This window comes from Pedobacter sp. SL55 (assembly GCF_026625705.1).
GTDB lineage: Bacteria > Bacteroidota > Bacteroidia > Sphingobacteriales > Sphingobacteriaceae > Pedobacter.
Genome location: NZ_CP113059.1, coordinates 2,662,268 through 2,685,701 on the forward strand (window position 1 = coordinate 2,662,268; position 23,434 = coordinate 2,685,701).

The following is a 23,434-nucleotide window of genomic DNA, read 5'->3' on the forward strand; positions in this document are numbered from 1 at the left end:
ATCTTAAAGCGATTAAAGGTTATGTCCATTGCATTAAGATTCCCGTTTTCACGGGAATGACGCGTGATTCATAAGAAAGAGCAAAAGATGTGTCCACACGATAGGATTTTTAGGGACAATGCTGAGGGTAATATATTTCTTCGTCTTGTAACTAAGAAGTTATATCTAATTCTGAAATATTCGTAGCTAGAAACTTACTTTTACTTCACAATTAACTTATACAACAAATTGATGAAGAAAAATTTATTTACACTACTGATGGTTGCTGGAGCGGTAACATTTGCCCACGCTCAACGCCCAACACAAGGTGGTGCGGTTCCGTCTGACAGTACCCGTAGAGCACCTGGTGCTATGGGAGGCGCTGCAGCGGCTGCAAAACCTAAGCCTTATGATCAAGTAATTACCAATAAAGCTCAAACTAGATTGGGTTTGGTAATCTCTCACAAAATTGAAGATAAGTATTTCTTTGAAATTGCCGATTCTGTGCTGAACAGAGATATTTTGGTAGTTAGCAGAGTATCAAAATCATCAGCTACGCTTAGAGATAACCAAGTTTATGCTGGCGATCAAATTGGTTCTTCGGTTATTCGCTTTGAGAAAGGACCAAACAACAAATTGTTTATCCGTAAAATTAGTTTTAGAGCGTACAGCCCAGATTCTACCTCTTCGATGTACAAGAACGTACAAAATTCTACCGTACAAAATATAGCTGCGTCATTTAACGTAGCGGCTTATGCTAAAGATAATAAGGGGGTTGTTGTTGATGCTACAGATTTCATCAACAGTGATAACGATGTGTTTTATTTTTCTTCTCCAGCGGCTAAAACCAGATTTCGTTTAGGCGCTCAGCAGGCTGATAGAAGTTTTATCAACACGATCAAAACTTTTCCAACTAATACCGAGATTAACGTTACCAAAACTTACAGCATGAGCGCTGCGCCTACAACTGGTGGTGCTGGCGGTGGTATGATGGGCGGTGGCGCATCTGGCGGTTCTATCACTTTAGAACTTAATACATCGTTGGTAGCTTTGCCTAAAGTGCCAATGAGAGCAAGATATTTTGATCCTCGTGTAGGTTATTTTGCGGTTGGTTATACAGATTTCGATGCCAACCCACAAGGAGTTAAAGATTTAGAGTTGGTTAAACGTTGGAGATTAGAGCCTAAACCACAAGATATGGCTAAATACAAACGTGGCGAATTGGTAGAGCCTGCAAAACCAATTGTTTTCTATATTGACCCGGCTACACCTAAAAAATGGGTGCCATATTTAATTGCTGGTGTTAACGATTGGCAAAAAGCTTTTGAAAAAGCAGGTTTCAAAAATGCAGTTATTGGTAAAATGGCGCCAACTAAAGCACAAGATTCTACTTGGAGCTTAGACGATGCCCGTAACTCGGCCATTGTTTACAAACCATCAGAAATTCCTAACGCTAGTGGACCAAGCATTTCAGATCCACGTACTGGCGAGATCATGGAAAGTCACATTAACTGGTACCACAACGTAATGAAGTTGGTACGCGATTGGTATTTCATTCAAACTGCAGCAGTAGATAAGAGAGCTCGTACCGTAAACTTTAGCGATGAGTTAATGGGCGATTTGATCCGTTTTGTATCATCACACGAAGTTGGCCATACTTTAGGTTTGCGCCACAACCACGGTTCTAGTTCTACTGTGCCTACAGAGAATTTACGTAACAAAAAATGGGTTGAAGAACATGGTCACACGCCATCTATCATGGATTATGCTCGTTTCAACTATGTGGCGCAACCAGAAGATAACATCTCTAAAGCAGGTTTATACCCACGCATTGGTGATTACGATAAATGGGCTATTGAGTGGGGATACAGATACTTTCCAGATAGTAAAAACGTAACTTCTGATATGAAAATATTAGATAAAATGACGGTAGAAGCTGCTAAAAACAGACGTTTATGGTTCGGTACGGAAACCAATCCAGATGATCCGCACTCGCAAAGTGAAGATTTGAGCGACAATGCCATGAAAGCTAGTGATTATGGTATCAAGAACTTAAAAGTAATTTTAGCTAATCTTAAAACTTGGACTAAACAACCAGGCGAAAACTATGATGAGCTAGGTAACATGTACGGTCAATTAACTACTCAATTAGGTCGTTATATTGGTCACGTTAGTAAAAACGTAGGCGGTATCTACGAAAATCCAAAAACTGTAGATCAAGCAGGCTTAATTTATGAGCGTACACCAGCGGCAACACAAAAAGAAGCCATGAACTGGTTAAATGCCCAAGTGTTTACTACGCCTAAATGGTTGTTAGACCAATCTATTTTAGATAACATTAACGAAAGCCCATTGGTAGTAGTTTCTAAATTGCAAAATGCTGCTTTAGGCCGTGTGGTATCTACAAGAGTATTAGGCAACTTAATTGCTGCTGAGGCTGCTGATGGTGCAACGGCTTACAAAATTTCTGATTTATTCAAAGATTTGAATGCTTCGATTTTTACCGAATTAAAAGGTGGTGCAGCTATTGATGTTTATCGTAGAAACTTGCAGAAAGCTTACGTAGACAGGTTGATTTCGGTTATTGCTCCTCCAGCCGCTCCATCTGGTTTAGCCGCTGCTTTTGGTGGTAGAGGTGGTGCGCCAAGTGGTTTATCTGCTAGCCAAACCGATGCTGTTTCTGTAGTTAAAGGTCAGCTGCGTGAGTTAGATAAAGCAATCAAAGCCAATTCAACTTCAGATAGCTTAACTAAATACCATTTAGAAGATTTATCTGATCGTATTGAGAGCGCTTTAGATAGCAAAAAGTAAGCAATAGCTTAGGTTTAAATTTTTTGAAATCCTCCGGTAGTTTTATCGGGGGATTTTTTTTATTGAACAACTTTGAAAGACTGTTATTAGAGCTAAGTAACGAGCGATTTTAGGGGTTTAAATGCAGACAATATTCTAATTAGCAAATAGGAAACCAGATAAGTAACTAAAGCTAAACCAATAATATATAGGCAAAGAAATGCAGTAGAATTGGTATTGATTTTAAGCTGTGCGGTAAACCGATATACGTAATGCAATACCAGCACATGTGCCAAGTAAATTCCGAAGCTATGTCTATCCAGATTTATTAAAGCTGTATTCGTCTTTTGTAGCCAGTTTTTGCCTAAAAGGAAAATACCAATAGCCATTAAACATACATTGGGCGATAGGTAGTTATAATACGTAATATTAAGCTGATTGGCGGTAACGCTTAGGTAGCTGGTAGATAAAAATGTTAAAGCTACGCCTAAAATAAATAACATAAAGTAGGCGTTGTTTCTACTAGGTTTAGCTTCTACATATTTATCAAGGTAATGGCCTAATACCAAGTAGCCAATATATTTGCTGAAATACAGTACCTCGATACTAGGAATATACTTAGCCATATCTGTATTGATGAAAAGCGTTATTGCCCACAATAATAGAAAATAGTGGAGCTCTTGTTTAGTGCTATTTTGTACCCATTTTCTAATGATAGGTACGAATAGATAAACGCCTAATATCATGTAGATGTACCAAAGGTGGTAATAGGTACCTTTCAATAATTTGTCTGCTAATATTTGGGTAAGTTGTGCAATCGAAAATTTTTGGAAGTTACCTGCGTAGATAAAAACGAAGTACACCATACTCCAAAACAAAAAAGGCAGAAAAATTCGTTTCAGTCGCTTGCGTAGAAAGATGTTTAATGGTTCGTTGCGATCTAACAATACAGCGCCAGAAATCATCACGAAAACAGGAACACCAAACCTTAGCATAGAATCTAGCAAGTTAGCCAACTGCCAAGAAGCAAAGCTGATTTTATTAAATTTGAGCACAAATGGAGCGGTAACGTGCAATACAATTACTGCAAAGGTAGCTATGTTTCTTAAGTTGCTGATGTAGTTTTTCAACGATTTTACTTTGTGGCAAAAGTAAGGATAATTTGCCTGCCAATATTTGAAAAGCGGCATTAAGCCCTTTCAAAATTTATGTTTTTCTTTGAAGTTGATTTTACCGCAAAGTTTTTTAAGTATCGCTAAGAACGCGAAGTGTTGTAACGTAGTTTGTGTATTTGAAAAGCGACAAGTAAATCTTTTCGAAATTTAAGTTCTTGTTTGTAGTTGGCTTTACCGCAAAGTTTTTTAAGTATCGCTAAGAACGTAAAGTCTTGTAACGCAGTTTGTGTTTAAATAAGCCCTAAGGATATAAGGTGTTGAAGAGTACAGAGCGAAAAAAAGCAGGGCTTACATTGTTTAGATGTTACAGCCCTGCTTTTTAATTATCAGTTGGTAGTTATCAGTTGACAGTTCAATTTAACAATTAAACAGTTTAACAATTAACCCTTAATTCTTCATCATTTTCAAGAAAGTAGCCAACTTAGCTTTCATTTCTCTGCGGTCTACAATAAAATCTAAGAAACCGTGTTCCAATACAAACTCCGAAGTTTGAAAGCCTTTAGGCAAATCTTTTTTAATGGTTTCTTTAATTACACGAGGACCAGCGAAGCCAATCAGTGCTCCAGGTTCAGCAATATTAATATCGCCCAGCATAGCATACGAAGCTGTTACGCCACCCGTAGTTGGGTCGGTTAATAAAGAGATATAAGGGATTTTCGCCTGGTTTAACAAAGCTAGTTTTGCCGATGTTTTAGCCATTTGCATTAAAGAAAATGCAGCTTCCATCATACGTGCACCACCAGATTTAGAAATCATTAAGAAAGGGATTTTCTTTTTCAAGCTGTAATCGATAGATCTAGCGATTTTTTCGCCCACTACCGAGCCCATAGAACCACCAATAAAATTGAAATCCATACAGGCAATTACAATATCTTCGCCATCTATTTTACCATAAGCAGAACGGATAGCATCTTTTAAACCTGTTTTTTTAGTGGTTTCGATAATCCTATCGGTATAAGGTTTGCTATCTATAAAGTGTAACGGGTCGCCAGAAGTTAAATTTTCATCAAGCTCTGTAAACTCGTTGTTATCAAAAAGTACGTGGAAATATTCTTTTGAACCTACGCGTAGGTGGTAGTTGCAGTATTGGCAAACCCACTTGCTTTCTTGAAGGTCGGCACTGTGAAGGGCTTTTTTACAGCTCGGACACTTGTTCCATAAGCCATCTGGAGCCTCTTTCTTTTCGTCGGTACTAGTGCTAATTCCTTTTTTCTCTCTTTTAAACCAAGACATGTGTATTTTTTAAAAATGCGACTACAAAGAAACGAAAAAAAAATTAACGCAAAGTGTTTTTAGGTACTAGGTATTAGTGGTCAGGGATTAGGTATTAGTGGTAGGGTTTAAAATGCAAGTGCTGTGCACAGGTTTAAGTTCCCGATGCGGTATTAGCTTTAACCAACCTTTAGCAAATGGGATAGAGGTTGGTCAAAGTTGTTAGTAGCAGAGGTTGGTGTTTATTAAACCCGATTGCAGTGTATCCCGATTTTCATCGGGAGAAACGAAAAGCGGGACTAGCGGAACGTTTGGAAAACTGAAAGTGCTTTCTAAGGAAATAACCAACTATCAGTTATCAGTAACCAATTATCAATTATCAATAATCAAATCTCAATAACCAATAACCAATAACCAATTAACCAAATGAACCAAAGCTAATGCTTAGTGTATAATTGACAATAAGTAAAATTTGATTACATTTGTAAGAGAACACAAGTTGTTAGATTAATTTTCCTAACTTCGAAACAATAATAAAACTAAATATAAAATGAGTTTAAAAGGCTACAAAGGCGTAATTCATGGTGCTGCAGTACAAGAACTGTTTGAGCAGGCCAAAAAACATCAATTTGCACTTCCAGCAGTAAACGTAACAGGAACCAATACGATTAATGCGGTAATGGAAACGGCAAAGGCGGTAAATTCGCCAGTAATTATTCAATTATCTAATGGTGGTGCACAGTTTTATGCTGGTAAAACCTTAAATAACGATAACCTACAAGCTTGCGTTTTAGGAGCTGTTTCGGCTGCTAAGCACGTACATTTATTGGCAGAGCACTATGGTGTAGCAGTAATTTTGCATACAGACCATGCTGCTAAAAAGTTATTACCTTGGATTGATGGTTTGTTAGACCACGGCGAAAAGTTCTTTGCCGAAACGGGTAAACCTTTGTTCTCGTCGCACATGTTGGATCTTTCTGAAGAGCCGATCGAAGAAAACATCGAAATTTCTGCAAAGTACCTAGAGCGTATGAAAAAACTAGGTATGACGATAGAGATTGAGTTAGGTGTTACTGGTGGCGAAGAAGATGGTGTAGATAACAGTGATGTGGATAGTTCGAAATTATACACACAACCAAGTGAAGTAGCTTACGCTTACGAAGAATTAAGCAAAGTGAGCGATCAGTTTACGGTTGCTGCTGCTTTTGGTAATGTACATGGTGTTTATAAACCGGGTAACGTGAAATTGCAACCAATTATTTTGAAAAACTCTCAAGATTTTATCAAAGAGAAATATGGCTTAACTGCTGAAAAACCAATCAATTTCGTTTTCCACGGTGGTTCTGGTTCTTCGCAAGAAGAAATTAGAGAAGCAATTTCTTACGGCGCTATTAAAATGAACATTGATACAGATTTGCAATGGGCATTTTGGGATGGTATTTTAGGTTTCTACAAAAAGAACGAAGCTTATTTGCAAGGGCAAATTGGTAACCCTGATGGCGAAGATAAACCGAACAAGAAATTCTACGATCCACGTGTTTGGTTACGTAAATCGGAAGAAGCGTTTGTGGCTCGTTTAAAAGTAGCTTTCGAAGATTTGAACTGTGTTAACGCAAATGATAAACTGTAAGATTTAAAATCTTTGACTAGTCATAGTGCATAAAAAAGCTGAGCAATATTTGCTCAGCTTTTTTATGCACTCTATTTTCGTCATTGCGAGGTACGAAGCAATCTTAAAGTAAGTTAAATTATTAAGTGTTCTAGATTGCTTCGTACCTCGCAATGACGATAAGAACTAAACATTCCCGATAATTCCGTAAATTTCTCTTCTAAAACTTACATCATGAGCACAAAAAGTAAAGTGGGGTTATTCGAACGTTTTGCTAACGCAGCTACAAAATTTACAGGAAGTTCGCCAGCTTTTATTGCAGCGGTAGCGATTGTGGTAATTTGGGCAATTACTGGCCCTGTATTTAATTATTCTGAAACTTGGCAGTTGGTTATCAATACGGGCACCACTATTATTACCTTTTTAATGGTTTTTTTAATTCAAAAGGCGCAAAATAAAGATGGGAAAGCCATTCAGTTGAAGTTGAATGAGCTGATTGCTTCGCACGAAAAGGCAAGTAATAGAATGGTAGATATTGAGGATTTAACAGAGGAAGAATTAGATCAGTTCCATAAGTTTTATGCTACTTTGGCCAAGCTAGCCGATGAAGAGGCTGATATTCATCAATCGCACTCTATTGATGTAGCTAAGAAACTGCATCGCCAAAAGATGATTAAAATGATAAAAGAAGTGGTAAATGATGAGCCGAAAGAATGAGTTTTGGTTATTGTTAATTCCGCCAAATCCATTAAGTAAGTGTAAATCTGTTTATCTACCGTCATTCCCGCATAGGCGGGAATCTTAAAGCGATAATAATTATGTTTTTCGCATTAGGCTACCCAATCGAGTTGGGTATGACGCATAGATGAATGGTTAATTAACAATATTCAATTAATTACTCCAAAATCCTCTGCTATCAACTCCTTACTAACTGCAGCGCCAGCCATGTTACCGCCATAAACAGCATTGGCTACCGAGCGCATTGGGCTCGTGTTATCCCCAGCGGCAAATACGCCATCTAAAGTAGTTTTTTGCATCATATCTACTTTAAGCATTCCCATTTCTGTGAGTTCGCAGCCTAAACTTTGCGGAATATCACTATGTTGAACGAATGGTATTTTAGCGTATAGTGCATCTAAGTTTTGAGAACTACCATCAGTAAACACCAACTCTTGGATTTGTCCATTGTTGTGAGCAATTTTAACAATTTCTTTTTCTACCACGTGGATATTTCTACTCGCTAATATATTGGTTTGCTCTGCGTTTAAGGTTGATTTTCCGTTGGTATAAATCGTAAGGTCTTTGGTCCAGTTCCAAAGCAGTTTGCCAAATTCGTAGGCCATATCGCCATTGGCAAATAAGCCTGTTTTTAGGTGGCGAACTTCGTATCCGTGGCAGTACGGACAGTGGATTGCACTGATACCCCAACATTCCGCAAACCCTTCTATATTGGGCATTTGGTCTTTAATTCCAGTGCCAAAAATCAGTTTTCTGCCCTTAAAAATCAATCCATTTTGTGTGGTAATTTCGAAACCCTTGGCACTTTTTTCTCCTTTAATGGCAATATCATTTAAGAAACTAACAGTTTTATAATTAGCAACCTGTGCTTTAGCTAGCTCCGAAATTTCTTTAGGTGTTTTACCATCCTGCGTTAAGAAGTTATGCGAATGCGGTGTTTGCTTATTGCAAGGGTTAACACCGTCAATTACTAAAACTTTTTTTAGTGCTCTACCTAAAGCCATTGCTGCAGATAAGCCTGTGTAGCTGCCACCAATAATGATTACATCGTACTCTTGTTGATTTGCCATATTCTGTTCAATCGTGTTGTGCTAAAGTACGGCATATTTTTTTAATTGCAATATTGTTGCGTTTATTCTTTCGGAAGAATGACAATTACACTTCGTTCATCAGTTTTTGGAATTGTTCTACAAATTGTCCTACATGGTAGCCGTCGGCCAAGCCATGATGGATGTGAACCGAAATAGGCATTGTTTTAACACCATCTTTATCAGTTAATTTACCGAAAGATATTTTTGGACAGCTATCTGGAAACGTGAAACTATGGGCATGAGATAGAGAAGTAAAATCTACCCAAGGAATAGCTGAAAAGTGTATTTCGCTACCACCTGGTTGCGATGGTGTTAAGCCTTCGGTAGTTTGCACCAGTTTTATCGCTTTTTGCGCATCGGCGATGAAGATGTTTTCATCAGTATGGTAATTGAAGTAAGCAAAGCCAAAAGTACCGTTCGGGCGGTTAATGGTAGTAGAAACACTTGCTTGTTCGTGAAGAATTACCTCGTTATCCAAAATGCGATAACGAAATTCTTCGATAGCATTTGCTGCTTTTAGAGCTCTAAATAAGTAGTGCAAAAAGAATGATTTATTTGCTGCTTTGGCATTTGCGTGGGCTTTGGTGCAATTGATGTGAACTACAACACCAAAAAAAGGTTCTTCAAATTTGCTGAAGAGTTTAAAGTGGTCTTTGCGTTTCCAAGTGTTTATGTTGATTTTTTTCATGTTTCTTAGGTTTAGCCACAGATGCACAGATGAATTATTTTAAATGAATTAGTGTATTCGTCAAATCTTTGCGTCATTCCCGCGTAGGCGGGAATCGTAATGCGAAATCTATACTTGCAGCTTTAAGATCCCAGACTAAATCTGGGATGACGCACTAGGAGCAGATCTACAACAAAGGAATAATCTAGGTTTAGCCAAAGATGCACATATGAATTATTTTAAATGAATTTTAGTCGTTAAATCTGTGTATCTGTGGCAAATGTCATAACAATGGGATAATTTGATCAATACTGCTTACCGAAACAAAATTCGGATGTTCGATAGGTGCTTCATGTATTTCGTGGATCCAAGTAGTATGGAAAGGTACTTCTATGGCAAAAGCATTTAGTGCCAATACAGGTAAAATATCCGATTTGCGTGAGTTCCCTACCATCAAAAAATGTTCGGGTTTGCAATCTAAATGATTGATGAGCTTTTGGTAATGGCGTGGCTGTTTATCGCTCATTACTTCAATATGATGGAAATATTTGGCCAAACCAGATTTTTCAAGTTTACGTTCTTGGTCTAATAAATCGCCTTTGGTGGCCATTACTAACCTGTATTTACCGTGCAGATGTTGCAGGGTTTCTTCTATGCCATCTAAAAGGATAACAGGTTTTTGCAATAGTTTATGGCCTATTTCAAATATTTGATTGATTAAATTGCTAGCTACATTATCGCCACTCAAATTTGCTGCGGTTTCTACCATGCAAAGCATAAAACCTTTAATGCCGTAACCGTACATTTTTAGGTTTTTCATTTCGATATCGAACAAATTTTTAACTACATCATCTTGCGGTAAATTGGGAAACAACCGAGCAAATTCTAATTCTGCCTCGCGGAAATAAGGCTCATTTTCCCATAAAGTGTCGTCGGCATCAAACGCAATGGTTTTGATTTGGTTCTTCATCGTTATCTTTGTTAATGTTGCAAAGGTGTAATAAAAACCTGCACTAAAAAAGGACATTTGTCCCGAGTGATTTATGCAGCACATGTTATGTTGAGAACCAATACCGAATTTTTATCCTATATCGAAACACTTTACGAAAGCCAGCAATTTGAAATTAGCTTGCAAAGTTTTGAGAAAGATAGTTTATTGCTTTGCCAAGGAGAGCAGAACCATCGTGTTTTTGTAATTAAAGAAGGAATAGCCAAATGTTTTTTCTTAGAAGAAAATGGCAAAGATTATATCTTAGAATTTATGAGCAAGGGACAAGTTTTGGGAGAAATAGAAATGATCCGTCAGATTAACTGTTTGTGTAATGTTGCTGCGCTAACCACTTTGCAAGTTTATGTTATTCCTGCTTCCGTCTTTAAACAACTTTTGGCGAACGACTTAACCCTAAATGGAATTTTATTAGCGGAACTTGCCGAGCGCATTATCAACACCAGTTCAAGAGCTTCGTTTCAGCAGCTTTACACTATAGAACATGCCTTAGCTAAGCTGCTTGATTTGCAGGAAAAGCAAGGCGTAACTATTTCTAAAGATGACATGGCCGCTTATTTGGGTATTACCTTAAGGAGTTTGAATAGAGCTTTGAAAGGATTATAACCTTACACAACTACCAAGACACCATGAACACCAAGATTTTTATTTTTGAGGTGCATTAAGCTGATTTAGGTTTTCTCCAGTTCCAGGGTGGCGTTGGGTTATTTTCTCGCCATAAACCTATTCTCTTTTTACGTGCTTCTTGTTCTAGTTTTGCGTAGTTTTTATCTGTAGAGTATTTAGTAAAATGCCAAGCCATGCCCAGTTTAATCATTTCTTGATTAACGATTTGCTTTTTAGCGTTGGTAATGATGGCAACCAATCGGCCGTAGCGATCTGAGTTTTGGCTATTTATTGTAACCTGCTGGCCAAAGCATAAATTAGATAGTGCAGTTTTTGCATGTGTACCAAAAGGCTGTTTACTTCTTTTCTCCGGGCAATCGATATGCGCCAAACGTATTTTAATGGGCGTTTTTTGGTAAAGAATTTCCATGGTATCGCCATCTATTATCCGAATTACTTTGGCGGTAAATGTTCGATGTTGTAATTGTTTAGCCTTGATGTTTTGAGCGCAAACCCATGTTGGCAGCAAGAGCAGTAATGTGACTAGTCTTCCCATTTACACAAGGTTTTGCCTTCTTTTTTTGCTTTGGTTAAGGTAGTTTTTACGGTTTTATAGTTGCAGTTACTTAAACCTCTACATTTAGCATCGTAGTGGTACTTTGGCGCTTTTCCACTGTCGCAAATGTATACGGTTTTATCGGTTTGGAGGGAAAGGAGAAGTAGGGGTAGGAGGAGAGGTTTCATGGGGTTGTTTTGAGTGGTTTTGTTTATTAATGTATTTTATCTTTTCGCTACTACAAAGTTTTAAAATGCTAACTATTGGTGTACCTTTATTTTTTGTTTTAAGAAAAACATAAATCTGTTGTTGATTTAGTGATTTTTTATTGATTCTACTAACGTGAGTTCGGGTTAAGCGTTAACCCTCTAACTTTGTCTAATTCGTATTTGACCTGTTTTCTTAGCTCGACGCCGCTGGGCTCCTACTTTTTTCATATTTATCATTTTGTTTTTACCGGTATTCAAGCTTTCGCTACGCTTAGGTTTGACCGCAAAAAGTAGCAAAAACTCTCGATTGCCTATTTTTCTTCCAAAGGAATTGCTTTGGCTTATCGTTGCGACCCGAAAAATAGGAGACCGAAAATTAGCGGAACGGAGATTTGAGAGGCTATCGTTGGCGAATAGCCTATTTCTCTTATCCCGAACTCACGTTACTAGATTTGAATCGAATGATAGTTTCATCAACCTAATTCCTTTTTTTCTTCTAGTCTAGCTTTTACTTCTATCATCAACGAATGTAATTTCTCTTCCAATTCTTTCTTTGGAGGTAATTCTGTCCAATATTCTGCAACTAAAATTCCATCTTTGTGCATTTCTAGCAGTTCTACTTGTTCGTTGCTTTTTTCGGCGCAAAGTATTAAGCCAATTGGTGCATTTTCATTTTCTTGACGTTCATATTTATCTAACCACTTCAAATAAAGTTCCATTTGTCCTTTATAGCTGGCTTTAAACTTGCCTAATTTAAGTTCTATGGCTACGAGTCTTTGCAATTTTCTGTGAAAGAACAATAAGTCTAAGTGAAAGTCTTCTCCATCTATTATCATGCGTTTTTGGCGCTCTACAAAGGCGAAACCCTTGCCAAGTTCTAAAATAAAAAACTCTAGCTCCTTTAAGATAGCACTTTCAATGTCGGTTTCTAAATAGCCATCTTTTAAACCTAGAAAGTCTAAAAAATAAGGGTCTTTAAAGGTGTTTTCCAAGGAATAGCTATCATCCGGTACCTGTAAGTTGGCTATTTCTTTCCTTTCAAAAGCTTTCCTTTCTATTTGGTGCTGTAACATTCTCTTGCTCCATAATTCTTCGGCTGCTTTGTAAGCGTAATACAATCTTTCTGCCTCTGTTTTTAGGGGTAGTATTTTTAAGATATGCGACCAACTTAATTGTCGTGCCACTGGCACGACAATTTTATAATCGGGGAAAACATTGGCAAATTGCATCATTCGCCTTACATTTTTCTCATCGAAACTTTTGCCGAAATGCTCCTTTAACTGGATAGAAATATTTGAGATAATTTCTTTGGCGTATGGTGCCCGCTTATTTTCGAGTATGTGCAAGTTTATTTTATAGCCCACTTGCCAGTAAACCAAAGTTAAGGTGCTGTTAATTTGCTTTTTAATTTCGTTCTTGCCATGTTGTATAATTAAGGCAAGGTCGTTGAATAACGTTTTGTCAATTTCTTTGCTCATTTTATCATGTTTTAAACGTTACTAAAACTTAAAGTTCATTTACTTTTTCTGGCTTCTTAAAAGCTGAAATTATTAAACAAATGCCAACTACTACATCTACTATATTCCATAATGTTCTTCCCAATGCCACTTTAAAAAAGGGTTGGAATAGTAAAGCCAATACTACAAAAATAATGAAGATATTTTGTTCATTACGTTGTTTTGCATCAAAAGCTAAGTAGATGAAACCAACAAAGGCTATAAAACGTACTAATTGGAAATAGCCGTAGGGCATGGGTAGCAGGCAACTAAATAGTTCTAAGATTTTTTTGAGTCTTTTATATTCTGCGCATACGTTGTGATTCGATTTTGTTAATGTCTAGTATTGTTATGCTATTTTCAGTTACTAAATTTTCAAGATGTCCACGGTTTAGCAATGTTATGTCATTAGACTTTGCTAAAATTGTTGCTGATGAACTATAATCATTATTGGTTATTGTCAGCAGTTTGAATTGTTCTTTAAATCTGTCCTCGTAATATTTTTTTGCTGTACAAATTTCTTGTATCGCTTCATTACCAACTAAGGATTTTGTCTGTTTAACTTGTATAAGATAATTTTCTCCGTTCTTTAAAACTACAACATCAACTCCTTTGTCATTGGAATAGGGTGTTAGATATACTTCAAAACCTTGTTTGTTATATAATGCTCCAATTGTTGCTTCAAACAAGTTTGGATTCAAGCGGTCTATGTCTGTAATTGTTTGAACCTTTGGTTTACTTTCGGTTTTTGTTCCGAAAATATTTCCAAAGAGTTCATCGGGTGTGATTTCAGCCTGTTCTGTCGGAAACAATGTATTACTTGCCAAAGATTTTTTGTTATTCAATAAGGTGTCAAGAATTTCATCAAAAGATTTCATTCTGTTACCTTCTTCATCTTTCATATCATCAGGAAAAATTGCCATTGGATAGTAAACATAAACATCTTTTTGTTGCCCAATTCTATATGCTCTGTCTGTTGCCTGTTCCTCTTTTGCAGGATTCCAATGTCGAGTGTAATGAATGATGTGATTTGCTTTAGTAACGTTTAGTCCAACGCCTGCCGCAATAGGCGACATTATGATTACATTGAATCCATCTTCTTCTTGAAAACGGTCAATGGTTTGTTGTCGGCTTAGTTTGGATTTTCCTTCAAGTTGTTTTGTTGTAGGTGTATCTCCGTTTATAATGCTCGTGAAAATTCCAAACGTATCGTAAACAACTTTCTGCAACATTTTTTGAGTTTCTCGCCTGTCTGTAAATAAAATTACTTTTTCATTTTTGGATTTTATGTCTGCTAAAATTCCAACAGTAGTTTGTAATTTGGATGAGCTATTAATAAGTTCATCGCTGGTAAATTTTAAAATTTGACTTTCTAATAAATACGGATGGTCTGAAATATCTCTAACTGCCCAAAGTGATTTCAATTTTTGATTGCTTCCATCAACACCAACTAAGTTTGGGTCATTTGCCATTTCAATTTCCTGTTTGTATCGGTCTAATTGAATTGACGGCATCACTTTTTTGATTCTTGAATTTTGATTATCGTTTTTTTTGGGCAAATCTTTTGCGACATCACTTTTTAATCTTCTTTTGATAAATACTCCAATGTTGTTGCGAAGTTGTTCCGTTAATGCCTTTACATCTGTATTTTCATCGCTTAAAGGTTTTTGATATTCTTTTGCAAAATCTTTGGCATTTCCCAAAAGTCCGGGAACTGCAAAATCCATTAAACACCAAATATCAACGAGTGTATTTTCTACTGGTGTTCCCGTCATTGCAATTTTAAAATCAGATTTGAGAGCTTTACTTGCATTAGTTATTAGTGTTCCAGGTGTTTTTATTTTTTGAGCTTCGTCTAATGCAATTATGGCAAAATCAACCAAACCTAAACTAATTTGATATGAACGTAGTGTTTCATAGTTTGTTAGAATAATTTGTTTGAATTGTAGCCGTTTTGCATCTTGCTGATTTTGAATAGGGTTATTTTCTTTTGTTAATGAAACACCGCCATATAACTTACACAATGGTAAATTCTGTGGACTGAAAAACTTCTCATATTCGTTTTCCCAATTTTCGAGCAAACTTACAGGTGCAACAATTAAATAAGGTTTGTTATCATCACAAGTTTGGCTATGCCATTCTATGAAATACAAAAGTTGTAATGTTTTACCTAAACCCATATCATCAGCAAGCAATCCACCTGCAAAGTTTTCTTTGAACAAGGATTGTAGCCAAGAAATCCCTTCTTTTTGATGTTCTTTTAAGCTAATGCCATTATTCAAATTTCGTATTTCATAGAAGCTATGTTTCAAATTTTCGGGCAATTCACTTCCGTTGGAAAACTCGGTTAGTTCTGCATTTTCTTTGATAATCAGAACTTCGTGGTCTGTTTTCTTCTCTTGCTTTATAGGTTTGTTTGGATTTTCAAATTGCTTTTTTGCAGTTCTAATAAATTTTTCAGCATCTTCAATTGGAATATCAGCGTTTTCCCATTCAACGGTTAGCCTTTTTTCTTTAACTGCTTTTTCTTTTTGTTCTATAAAGTCATTGAGTTTTTCAGACGTTTTGAAATAAATTTTCTTTTCTCCGTGAACTTTATCTTTTATTACTATCCCCGGAATCCATTGTGATTTGTATGGACTTGCAAAAGGGTAGAACTTCGGGCTATAAACCCCAATTTCTATAACTCGTTCACTAAAATACTCTAGAAAACTTTTTTTATCTGCGCCTTCAAAGTCAATTAGGTTATCATCAAAATATTGTTCTATATTTTGTGAAACTTCTTTGATCTTATTTGGGTCAGTAATTTTTCTGAGTTCTTTTATTTTTTCAAATTGAACTTTTCTCTTAGTTAAATCATCTAATCCTTCTACAAATTCTGCTTCTGTAATCTCCCCTTTTTCTTTCTGTATTTTTAGTTTTTCAATTTCCTTTTCGGAAAGTAATTATTGTTTCCTATGCTTTCCAATGTTTTCTTATAGTCTGTTTATCAATTATTTAAGTTGTAAATTTTATCATTTATTTTCTTTTGTTTTCATAGTTTTTGTTACTTTTTTGTTAATTTTATTTTTCGGGTAACAAAAAGTAACAAAAATATGAGTGTTAAAATTCGTGAACGTAAATTGAAAGATGGCAGAATTAGCTTAATGCTGGACATTTATGCTAATGGTAGCCGAGAAGTTAAATCGTTAAAGATTTTTCTAGATGCTAATGCCAACACGCCTTTAAAAAAAGCACAGAACAAAGAGAAAAGAATAAAAGCTGAAAGAATCAAGGCTAAAGTAGAGATGGAGATGATAGACAATGACTATTCTCTAGCTAGCATGAAAAAATCTAACGTAATGTTTTTAGAGTAAGCATTTCAAGTCTATTAAGGAAACAAAACGATCAAGCTTTGGTAATTATGGTAATTGGGATAGTGCATATAAAGTGCTTTGTGCTTATTTTGATAATAAAGATGTTAGAATTGCTGATTTAACAGACAAGGACTTAATTGGTATTCGAGAATTTATTAAAGGAGGATATCGTACAAAGTCTAACACTACATTATCTCAAAATGCTTCTTCATCGTATTTTAATAAGGTTAGAATTACTTTAAATCAAGCTCATGATGAAAATATCATTAAAAACAATATTGTAAAGAAAGTAAAATCTATAAGCCCAGCAGATACTACTCGTGAGTTTTTAGTTGCAGAAGAAATTAAAAAATTGGTAGAAACTGAATGTAAATATCCAATTATCAAAAATGCTTTCTTATTCAGTGTATATACAGGATTGAGATTTTCTGATATTATTAAGTTGAAGTGGAAAGATATTAAATATTCAGAAGGCAACTATTCGATTACTTATCAACAGCAAAAGACAAGTAAACTTTCGAAACTTTACCAATATCAAAAACAGCTTTAAAATATTTAGGCGAAGAACAAGATGGAGATGAAAAGATATTTAAAGGTTTAAAATATAGTGCGCCAAATAATTTAAAGTTATCACAATGGATTATGCAGGCAGGTATTCTGCACAAGCATATAACCTTCCACTCTGCAAGACATAGCTATGCTACATTTATGATAACCAAAGGTGTAGATTTTTATACAGTTAGTAAAATGCTAGGTCATAAGCACATCAAAACAACAATGATTTATGGCAAAGTAATCGATAGTAAAAAAATCGAAGCTGCTAAAGTTTTTGATGAATAAGCTCTCAATAGACTAATTCATTTAAAGGTTTTTTTCTTTGGCTAATAGGTGTTCAAAGTTCAAAAATAAGTCGTGAAAACCATTGAAATTAATACTCTTAAACTCCTCCTCTTTGTTGAATATACATTCGGCAAATCTGTTTTTAGATAGCGCAACGCTATTGTTATGCTCGTTAAGCACTCCGCTATCTATAATAAATTCTCTATTAGACTTTAGGGAGTTAAGATTTTTTAACGTGAAAGGTAGATTTTTATGCCTACCAGAGTTTTTGTCAAACTCACTACTAAAAAATATTCTCCTTCCATTTTTATCAGCAGTAATAATTTCTTTGTCGGTATAGTAGTGTTCAATACATATATCATGCATCTTTGCTCTATGAGAAGGTATCGGTAATGCCATCGAAAAAACTTTATTTCCCCAATCCTTATAGAATTCGTCTGTTACGGTAACATTTGCTAAAAAACTAGGCACATCTCTATCGAATAAGCATATTATCGGGTATTTGTTATTCAACTTTGATAGAGCTTCGCACATCTTTAACAATTCTCCATTAGACATTTTCGACTCGTCTTTATATTCGTGTATGTTTAAGTTTAAATCTGTAAACTGCCCTAAAGATTTAAAATATGATAAAGCGGCGGCTATATGTTTGCCATCTGATTTTCCCTCTGTTAATAATATTGGGAGGTCTACGGTGTCAATTTCACGTTCAATGATTGATAGTTTTACTGTAGGTTCTAATGCCTTTATTCTTTTGAATAAATTAACATAAACAGAATTACCTTTTCCTTTTACATGACCAACAAAGTTGATTTTTCCAACTAGTTTTTTAAGAAATGCAGTCTCTATATTGTAGGATTGTTTTAATTCTGCTTTATGAAGTGTATAATGATGAACGGCAGAATTGTATAGTCCATGTTTTTCCCAAGATCTTAACATGGCTCTGATTTGCCGTATATAATCTCTTTTGACATTAACAATAGAATTTACTACTAAACCTGTAACTTCTTGTCTGTTTTCTCGATAAGCATACCGTATTTTTTCCTGATTAACTTCAAAATTGTTTGAATCAATTATAGATGTGACGTTTGGAGCTAGTGTTAGCTTATTGCTTTCAATTAAACCAATCGTTTTTGGTAATTTTTTAAGATTGGTAGAAAAAGTAATATCATCAGCGTATCTCGTGTAGTGCAATTTGTTTTCTTTACAAAGTCGAATGAAGTCGTTATCAAGCTTTCTACATATAAAGTTTGATATTATTGGTGAGGTCGGAGCTCCTTGTGGTAAAGAGCCTTTAAAGCAGCAAAGTTGAGCGAGTATCGTAGAAACTTCTTCGTTAAAATTAAAGGGGTGATTTAAAAATATACCTCTTACTCTACCAAAGTTTATTGATTGGAAAAAGTTACTTAAATCTATGTTAACGAGTATTTTCTTTTTTAGATGATATTTTGCATTAGTAATAATACTTTTATCTCTAATAAATCCGTGAACACAAGCTTTCGGTAAGTAAAGTTGTTGTAAAATAGGCTGTAGTTTTCTTTGGATTTTCCTCAGTGAATTATTTGGAGCCGTAATGACACGTTTTTTACCATTTTTCCTTTTTATAGAAAAAGTGTGATATTTAGTTTCGTCAGGTACATGATAAAAGTAATAGGTAAGAACGTTTGGTTCTATGTTAAGAAATTGAGCTAATTCTTTGGTGGATTTTAAATTTAGAAACGCAGCAATACGTTCTTTACTTGGTATATCGTTCATGTGAGAGGAGTAAGATGCCCATTTAATTCAACTTATCAATATATCATTTTCTAACGAAGAGAGAATTATCGTATTCAATCATCCGTATTACAGTTTTCTATTCATAGTTATATAGGGGCTAATTAGTATATTTTAAATACTAGCATTCCTATAATTGTCGCAGGAACACAACAAAAAGTCAATTTTTTTAATGGGCATCTTAAAACCAAGGTAGAAATTTTAAATTAAATGAACAATTGTAAATATTCAAATTGATTTAAATCGAATAAGTCATTATTATCTTACTTCGATTTTTAACTTAGCAAAATTTTCACTATCTTTATAAAAGTTGAGCTAAAGTACACGGCAATAAACTAAATCGCAGCCTTCTACGGCAAAAAAACGTAAAACAGCATTAAGCTGTGGCTCTAAAAGCCAAAAAATCGCAAAAACAGATCGGAATTTTAAAAAGTTAATTCTTTTGAACACATGGTTAAAAAATATTTAACTGTAGACGAGCTTTGTGATTACCTTGGGCTTTCGAAATCAACGGTATATAAATTAAGTCATTCGAACACGCTGCCGAAATATTGTGCAGGCGGTAAAAAAATCTTATTCAAAATTGAAGAAGTAGACGAGTATATCAACTCGCATCGAATCGCTTCGGCTAGTGAGATTGAAACTTCTATTGAAGCTGAAATTCAGTTTGGACAGCAAGCCTTCTATAATAAGGCTAAAAAAGTAAAAGAAACTTTAACCGAAACGAGATAGGAAGATGATAGATACGTTAAAGTTTAAAATTGATGGCTATAGTTTTGATTATGGTTATCTATTCGAAAAGTTAGAAGAAAAGTGTCAATTCGAGAGAAAGACTACTTACAAATACGGCGAATCTCACGTTTTTAAATACAAAAATTGGCAGTTCTGGCTTTCAAAAAAATCACTTACAGCGTCAGGTAGTTTGCATAAACTTTATCATGGCGACAATTTAAAGCCGTTTAACTATAGTGAAGTAAAATTAGCTATAGATTCTTTATACACATTGCTCGATTTCGATTTAAGTGATGCTAAATTGATGCAAGTGGACTTAGCTGCAAATTTAGTTATGCAAAGTCAAGTGCATCTTTATTTCGATTTGCTTACCTGCCCAATTGGTTATAAGCCCATGAGCGTTAAAAATGAAACTTACTACTTCAAAAAAAACGACAAAGCAAAAGAACTTGTGTTTTACGATAAAGTTAAAGAAGTCAAAAAAAACAACAGTCAGCTTTTAGTTAAAGATCAGAACCTCTTGCGGTACGAAATTAAATTGAAGACAGATATCGTAAATATTATAGGCGATAAGCTCTTAATCAGTCTTTATGATGTTGATAAATATGCTAAGTTAGTAACAGCTTGGTATAACACTTATAGTCAAGTGCCAAAACTAACTAAACTACCTTTATCAGATGTGGTTTTGACTTCAAGAAAAGATTTTACGAACTCTTTGGTTAAAAAAGCCATATCCAGTTTAGGTGGCGTAGAGGTAATACTTAATAAAGTGAGTAAATCTAAGGTTGGTAAAACTGTTAAGTATTCGTTACGACAATATTTAAAAGAGTTGAAGGAAACAGATTACTTACGTCCTGAATTGAAAGAAGAGCTTGACTTTAAAGTTCATCAAGCTTATTTACAGCACTTGAAGACTAGCTAAAATTTTTAAAGAATATGGCTTACTGTTTTGATAAGCCATATTCTTACTCTTTTTAGATAAAATAAGCGCAAAAAGAAAGTGCTAGACAGTTTATTTATTAATTTATAATGGATTAATCATTTACAGTTAAGGTCAGCTGATACGAGTTGTTTTCAGACGATGTCGTTTTTTAGTAAGTCAGCTAAATCGACTTCTAAAGCTTTCGACAGAAGAACTATTGTTGTAAGTTTTGTATTGATTTTGCCTTTTTCAATTCGATAGACTTGCGAAAGTTCTATTTCAGCTTTATTCGCTAAATGTTCCATTGACCATTTTTTTGCTAATCTTATCTTGCGAATATTATTGCCAAATTTTTCAAGAAGCTCTTTTTCGATTTCGCTTAACGGCATAAATCAAAAGTCGAGTGAATTGTTAAAAATTATTTAGGCATATGTGCCTAAATTTGATTTATGTTTATAGATTTGAAAAATAAATTAACCAAAACTAAATCACGCTAATGAAAAAAATATTACTACTCTTAACATTACTATTGTCTACTAAAAGCTATGCTCAAACAAGCACAGCTTTACAGAGGGCTGCTAGAGATTATTCATTTGCTGTTTATGAAAGCTTTAGGTGGGGAAGTGATGGCTTTAAGCATGTGATGATAACATCTTTGCAAAGACAAGGTTACTATAGTGATTTAGCGATAATGAAGGGTATGGAGTCGATTGATAAGAATATCAAATTTAGACAGGCAACGTATCGAGCTTGGAGCAACGTAGCAAATGATGTAAGTATACTCGGTTTGCACTTGATGAATATTGGAATGACTGCTACTAACGCAGAGATAATGGCGAGGTATATTGTAAATTTTAACAATGCCGAAGCGAAAAAAACAGAAGATGAGCAAGTGAGTACCGTTGAAACTCAAAATGAAAAAGCAGAAATTGTTCTTCCCCATCCATCTAAAGGTGCAAGCAGTAAAAGCAAACGATATTTAACGAAGTATACTAAAGAACAAATCATATCTTATTACGTAAGTAAATTTGGCGCAGAAAAAATGGCGGCTAATAGTTACTATATCGACTTAGATAATGATTTAGATGTTGAAATTGTAATTAAAAAACAAGGAGAATACAACGCTATAACATATAGTTATATGGTTGATTAATTATCGCTGTCGGTTTTGTAACATTTAAAAAATATAAAAGTCTTTAAAAAGTAAACAGTGCTCAAAACTGATTTAGAAGCTGTAAGACTTACCCAATTAAGTAGTGTAATGAAAAAACAATTAACAGTCTTGCTATCTCTTACGTTGTCTGTAGTAGCTTGTAGCAATCCTAAGTCTGACGCTAAAGAAGTTTGTGATTGTATCCAAAAAAGCGTGATTGCTGCTAGAGATAATCCAGACGATAAGTCGGCACTAAAATGTATGGCACTTGGAACTGAAAAGGCTTTGAAGTATAAAGAAAAGCCACAAGAATTATTGGAGTTTAACATGCAGATGGATAGCTGTACAAATAATTTTAAGTAATTATTAAAGGGTCAGATGGATAGTATTCTGTCGAGATCGATAAACTCAACTTTTTCATTATTCCATTTGTAGTATAATATTTCTATACCAATGTCAGAAAATCTTTTGGCGACTAATTTGTTTAACTTTGTAGGAAGTACAGCTACTAATTTTACACTATTTTTTATGGGGATACTGTAGATAAGTAATTGTCCAATTGCAGAATAAAGGCATTGCGTAGCTGAACTTGTTTTAATTTCAAACAGAATTTTGATTTGTTTCCCTTTATGAATAAATAAATCTCTGTTTTTATCATTTGCAGTTTTAAATCCTTTTGATTTTAATTTTTTATCTAAAGCATTGACAACCAAGCCATGCGTTCGTTCAATTAAGGTAGGTTCGTTTCTCTCTGTGATTGTTACACCTGAATGTTCATCTGTGTAGTTAAATTTCGTGAGATAACTAAAGCTAGGTTGTGTGCTGTCGTCTAATTGATTTTTTATACGATAAACTTCTTGTATGAAAAAAGATACTTGGTTTAAGAAAAATTGGGAGTTTAAATCTCCGATTAGACAAAATTCTGTTTCTATTTCGCCATCGATAGCTTTGATAAAATCACCTCCGAATTCATTCATGAAGAGAGTTTTTCCAACACCTTTTTTTCCTCCTCCTATTTTACCACGGTGTAGAACTAAAATATTTCCATTACTATCTTTTGCAAATGCACCAGCGATTCTTCTATTTATGCCTTCAAGCGGAAAATTTATTTCTCCTACTAAGGAGTTATTTGCACCTTCTACTGGCTTTCCAATACCAAAGCCGTTCCAGAATCTATTTTCAAGTTGTAATATAGATACCCATATGTTCAAGTCATATGAGTATCTGACCGTATTTTCAAAATTACCTCCAGGAAACCCAACCCAACAATCAACTTTATCAGAACAGTAGCTATCTAATTTTTCGTGAAATAGATTGTGTAATTTTTGAATTTGTTTTGCATCCTCAATAACTTTTATCATGGTGATTTATAAAGTTGGTTTAATTGTTTTTAAAGACTTATTTTTACGACGAAGCAGTTGAAAATGATTGTATAAATATATTCGTTTTCTTTAAATTGTCAATCAGTCAACATTTTTCTTAGGTTGTATTTTATGCTTTTTTAAGATTTTTGTTGATAATAAA

The 23,434-nt window shown here is 34.9% G+C and carries 24 protein-coding genes; 11 read left to right on the forward strand and 13 right to left on the reverse strand.

Going from position 1 to position 23,434, the window contains the following annotated elements; genetic code table 11:
- Nucleotides 1-231 precede the first annotated feature (231 nt).
- A complete protein-coding gene (locus OVA16_RS12000; RefSeq protein ID WP_267759664.1) occupies nucleotides 232-2,790 on the forward strand; it encodes a zinc-dependent metalloprotease in 2,559 nt (852 codons plus the stop codon).
- Nucleotides 2,791-2,882: 92 nt separating this feature from the next.
- On the opposite strand, the gene OVA16_RS12005 is transcribed toward OVA16_RS12000, so the two are convergent.
- Together OVA16_RS12005 and accD are read right to left on the reverse strand one after the other, a co-directional pair.
- Nucleotides 2,883-3,959, reverse strand: coding sequence for an acyltransferase (locus OVA16_RS12005; protein WP_267759666.1), 1,077 nt, complete (start codon nucleotides 3,957-3,959; stop codon nucleotides 2,883-2,885).
- Between the two features lie 372 nt (nucleotides 3,960-4,331).
- A complete protein-coding gene (accD, locus tag OVA16_RS12010) occupies nucleotides 4,332-5,177 on the reverse strand; it encodes an acetyl-CoA carboxylase, carboxyltransferase subunit beta (protein ID WP_267759667.1) in 846 nt (281 codons plus the stop codon).
- 529 nt (nucleotides 5,178-5,706) lie between these two features.
- On the opposite strand from accD, the gene fbaA reads away from it, so the two are divergent.
- Together fbaA and OVA16_RS12020 are read left to right on the forward strand one after the other, a co-directional pair.
- Complete coding sequence (fbaA, locus tag OVA16_RS12015) at nucleotides 5,707-6,786, forward strand: class II fructose-bisphosphate aldolase (RefSeq protein WP_267759670.1); 1,080 nt, start codon at nucleotides 5,707-5,709, stop codon at nucleotides 6,784-6,786.
- A 213-nt stretch (nucleotides 6,787-6,999) separates the two neighbouring features.
- Nucleotides 7,000-7,482 (forward strand): low affinity iron permease family protein, encoded by a 483-nt coding sequence (locus OVA16_RS12020; RefSeq protein WP_267759672.1) that lies wholly within the window; start codon nucleotides 7,000-7,002, stop codon nucleotides 7,480-7,482.
- A 170-nt stretch (nucleotides 7,483-7,652) separates the two neighbouring features.
- On the opposite strand, the gene OVA16_RS12025 is transcribed toward OVA16_RS12020, so the two are convergent.
- The 3 genes from OVA16_RS12025 to OVA16_RS12035 form a co-directional block, all read right to left on the reverse strand.
- Nucleotides 7,653-8,573 (reverse strand): NAD(P)/FAD-dependent oxidoreductase, encoded by a 921-nt coding sequence (locus OVA16_RS12025; RefSeq protein WP_267759674.1) that lies wholly within the window; start codon nucleotides 8,571-8,573, stop codon nucleotides 7,653-7,655.
- Between the two features lie 85 nt (nucleotides 8,574-8,658).
- On the reverse strand, nucleotides 8,659-9,282 hold the full coding sequence (locus OVA16_RS12030) for a CatA-like O-acetyltransferase (protein ID WP_267759676.1): 624 nt from the start codon (nucleotides 9,280-9,282) through the stop codon (nucleotides 8,659-8,661).
- A 262-nt stretch (nucleotides 9,283-9,544) separates the two neighbouring features.
- Complete coding sequence (locus OVA16_RS12035; RefSeq protein ID WP_267759678.1) at nucleotides 9,545-10,231, reverse strand: HAD family hydrolase; 687 nt, start codon at nucleotides 10,229-10,231, stop codon at nucleotides 9,545-9,547.
- A gap of 87 nt (nucleotides 10,232-10,318) precedes the next feature.
- Between OVA16_RS12035 and OVA16_RS12040 the strand changes: the two genes are divergently transcribed.
- Nucleotides 10,319-10,873 (forward strand): Crp/Fnr family transcriptional regulator, encoded by a 555-nt coding sequence (locus tag OVA16_RS12040; RefSeq protein WP_267759680.1) that lies wholly within the window; start codon nucleotides 10,319-10,321, stop codon nucleotides 10,871-10,873.
- 55 nt (nucleotides 10,874-10,928) lie between these two features.
- Here the strand turns inward: OVA16_RS12040 and OVA16_RS12045 are convergent, their stop codons facing one another.
- The 5 genes from OVA16_RS12045 to OVA16_RS12065 form a co-directional block, all read right to left on the reverse strand.
- The gene (locus OVA16_RS12045; RefSeq protein ID WP_267759682.1) at nucleotides 10,929-11,429 is read right to left on the reverse strand and encodes a thermonuclease family protein; all 501 of its coding nucleotides are present in this window, start codon (nucleotides 11,427-11,429) and stop codon (nucleotides 10,929-10,931) included.
- Nucleotides 11,417-11,617, reverse strand: a complete 201-nt coding sequence (locus tag OVA16_RS12050) for a hypothetical protein (RefSeq protein WP_267759684.1) — start codon at nucleotides 11,615-11,617, stop codon at nucleotides 11,417-11,419. The genes OVA16_RS12045 and OVA16_RS12050 overlap by 13 nt, the downstream gene beginning before the upstream one ends.
- 494 nt (nucleotides 11,618-12,111) lie before the next feature.
- Entirely contained in the window at nucleotides 12,112-13,116 is a 1,005-nt protein-coding gene (locus OVA16_RS12055; RefSeq protein ID WP_267759686.1) for a PDDEXK nuclease domain-containing protein, read from the reverse strand.
- A 28-nt stretch (nucleotides 13,117-13,144) separates the two neighbouring features.
- Nucleotides 13,145-13,420 (reverse strand): DUF6804 family protein, encoded by a 276-nt coding sequence (locus OVA16_RS12060; protein WP_324288608.1) that lies wholly within the window; start codon nucleotides 13,418-13,420, stop codon nucleotides 13,145-13,147.
- Between the two features lie 13 nt (nucleotides 13,421-13,433).
- Complete coding sequence (locus OVA16_RS12065) at nucleotides 13,434-15,416, reverse strand: SNF2-related protein (protein WP_267759690.1); 1,983 nt, start codon at nucleotides 15,414-15,416, stop codon at nucleotides 13,434-13,436.
- 813 nt (nucleotides 15,417-16,229) lie between these two features.
- On the opposite strand from OVA16_RS12065, the gene OVA16_RS12070 reads away from it, so the two are divergent.
- The 3 genes from OVA16_RS12070 to OVA16_RS12080 are packed head-to-tail and all read left to right on the forward strand — an operon-like array spanning nucleotide 16,230 to nucleotide 17,330.
- Nucleotides 16,230-16,490: an Arm DNA-binding domain-containing protein gene (locus OVA16_RS12070; protein ID WP_267759692.1), complete on the forward strand. Its 261-nt coding sequence runs from the start codon at nucleotides 16,230-16,232 to the stop codon at nucleotides 16,488-16,490.
- 13 nt (nucleotides 16,491-16,503) lie between these two features.
- Nucleotides 16,504-17,040: a phage integrase SAM-like domain-containing protein gene (locus OVA16_RS12075; protein WP_267765383.1), complete on the forward strand. Its 537-nt coding sequence runs from the start codon at nucleotides 16,504-16,506 to the stop codon at nucleotides 17,038-17,040.
- Between the two features lie 35 nt (nucleotides 17,041-17,075).
- Nucleotides 17,076-17,330 carry a tyrosine-type recombinase/integrase gene (locus OVA16_RS12080; RefSeq protein ID WP_267765385.1) on the forward strand — a complete coding sequence of 85 codons (255 nt, stop codon included), beginning with the start codon at nucleotides 17,076-17,078 and terminating at the stop codon, nucleotides 17,328-17,330.
- A 21-nt stretch (nucleotides 17,331-17,351) separates the two neighbouring features.
- Here OVA16_RS12080 and OVA16_RS12085 read toward each other — a convergent pair whose 3' ends face one another.
- Nucleotides 17,352-19,085, reverse strand: coding sequence for a reverse transcriptase domain-containing protein (locus OVA16_RS12085; protein WP_267759694.1), 1,734 nt, complete (start codon nucleotides 19,083-19,085; stop codon nucleotides 17,352-17,354).
- Nucleotides 19,086-19,553: 468 nt separating this feature from the next.
- Here OVA16_RS12085 and OVA16_RS12090 point away from each other — a divergent pair, with 468 nt between their 5' ends.
- Both OVA16_RS12090 and OVA16_RS12095 read left to right on the forward strand, forming a co-directional pair.
- Entirely contained in the window at nucleotides 19,554-19,835 is a 282-nt protein-coding gene (locus tag OVA16_RS12090) for a helix-turn-helix transcriptional regulator (RefSeq protein WP_267759696.1), read from the forward strand.
- 4 nt (nucleotides 19,836-19,839) lie between these two features.
- Nucleotides 19,840-20,757: a phage/plasmid replication domain-containing protein gene (locus OVA16_RS12095; RefSeq protein WP_267759698.1), complete on the forward strand. Its 918-nt coding sequence runs from the start codon at nucleotides 19,840-19,842 to the stop codon at nucleotides 20,755-20,757.
- 152 nt (nucleotides 20,758-20,909) lie between these two features.
- Here OVA16_RS12095 and OVA16_RS12100 read toward each other — a convergent pair whose 3' ends face one another.
- Nucleotides 20,910-21,146, reverse strand: a complete 237-nt coding sequence (locus OVA16_RS12100) for a helix-turn-helix domain-containing protein (RefSeq protein WP_267759700.1) — start codon at nucleotides 21,144-21,146, stop codon at nucleotides 20,910-20,912.
- 107 nt (nucleotides 21,147-21,253) lie between these two features.
- Between OVA16_RS12100 and OVA16_RS12105 the strand changes: the two genes are divergently transcribed.
- Nucleotides 21,254-21,910 carry a hypothetical protein gene (locus tag OVA16_RS12105; protein WP_267759701.1) on the forward strand — a complete coding sequence of 219 codons (657 nt, stop codon included), beginning with the start codon at nucleotides 21,254-21,256 and terminating at the stop codon, nucleotides 21,908-21,910.
- Between the two features lie 57 nt (nucleotides 21,911-21,967).
- Entirely contained in the window at nucleotides 21,968-22,273 is a 306-nt protein-coding gene (locus OVA16_RS12110) for a hypothetical protein (RefSeq protein ID WP_267759703.1), read from the forward strand.
- An 11-nt stretch (nucleotides 22,274-22,284) separates the two neighbouring features.
- Here the strand turns inward: OVA16_RS12110 and OVA16_RS12115 are convergent, their stop codons facing one another.
- A complete protein-coding gene (locus OVA16_RS12115) occupies nucleotides 22,285-23,271 on the reverse strand; it encodes a hypothetical protein (RefSeq protein ID WP_267759705.1) in 987 nt (328 codons plus the stop codon).
- Nucleotides 23,272-23,434 lie beyond the last annotated feature (163 nt).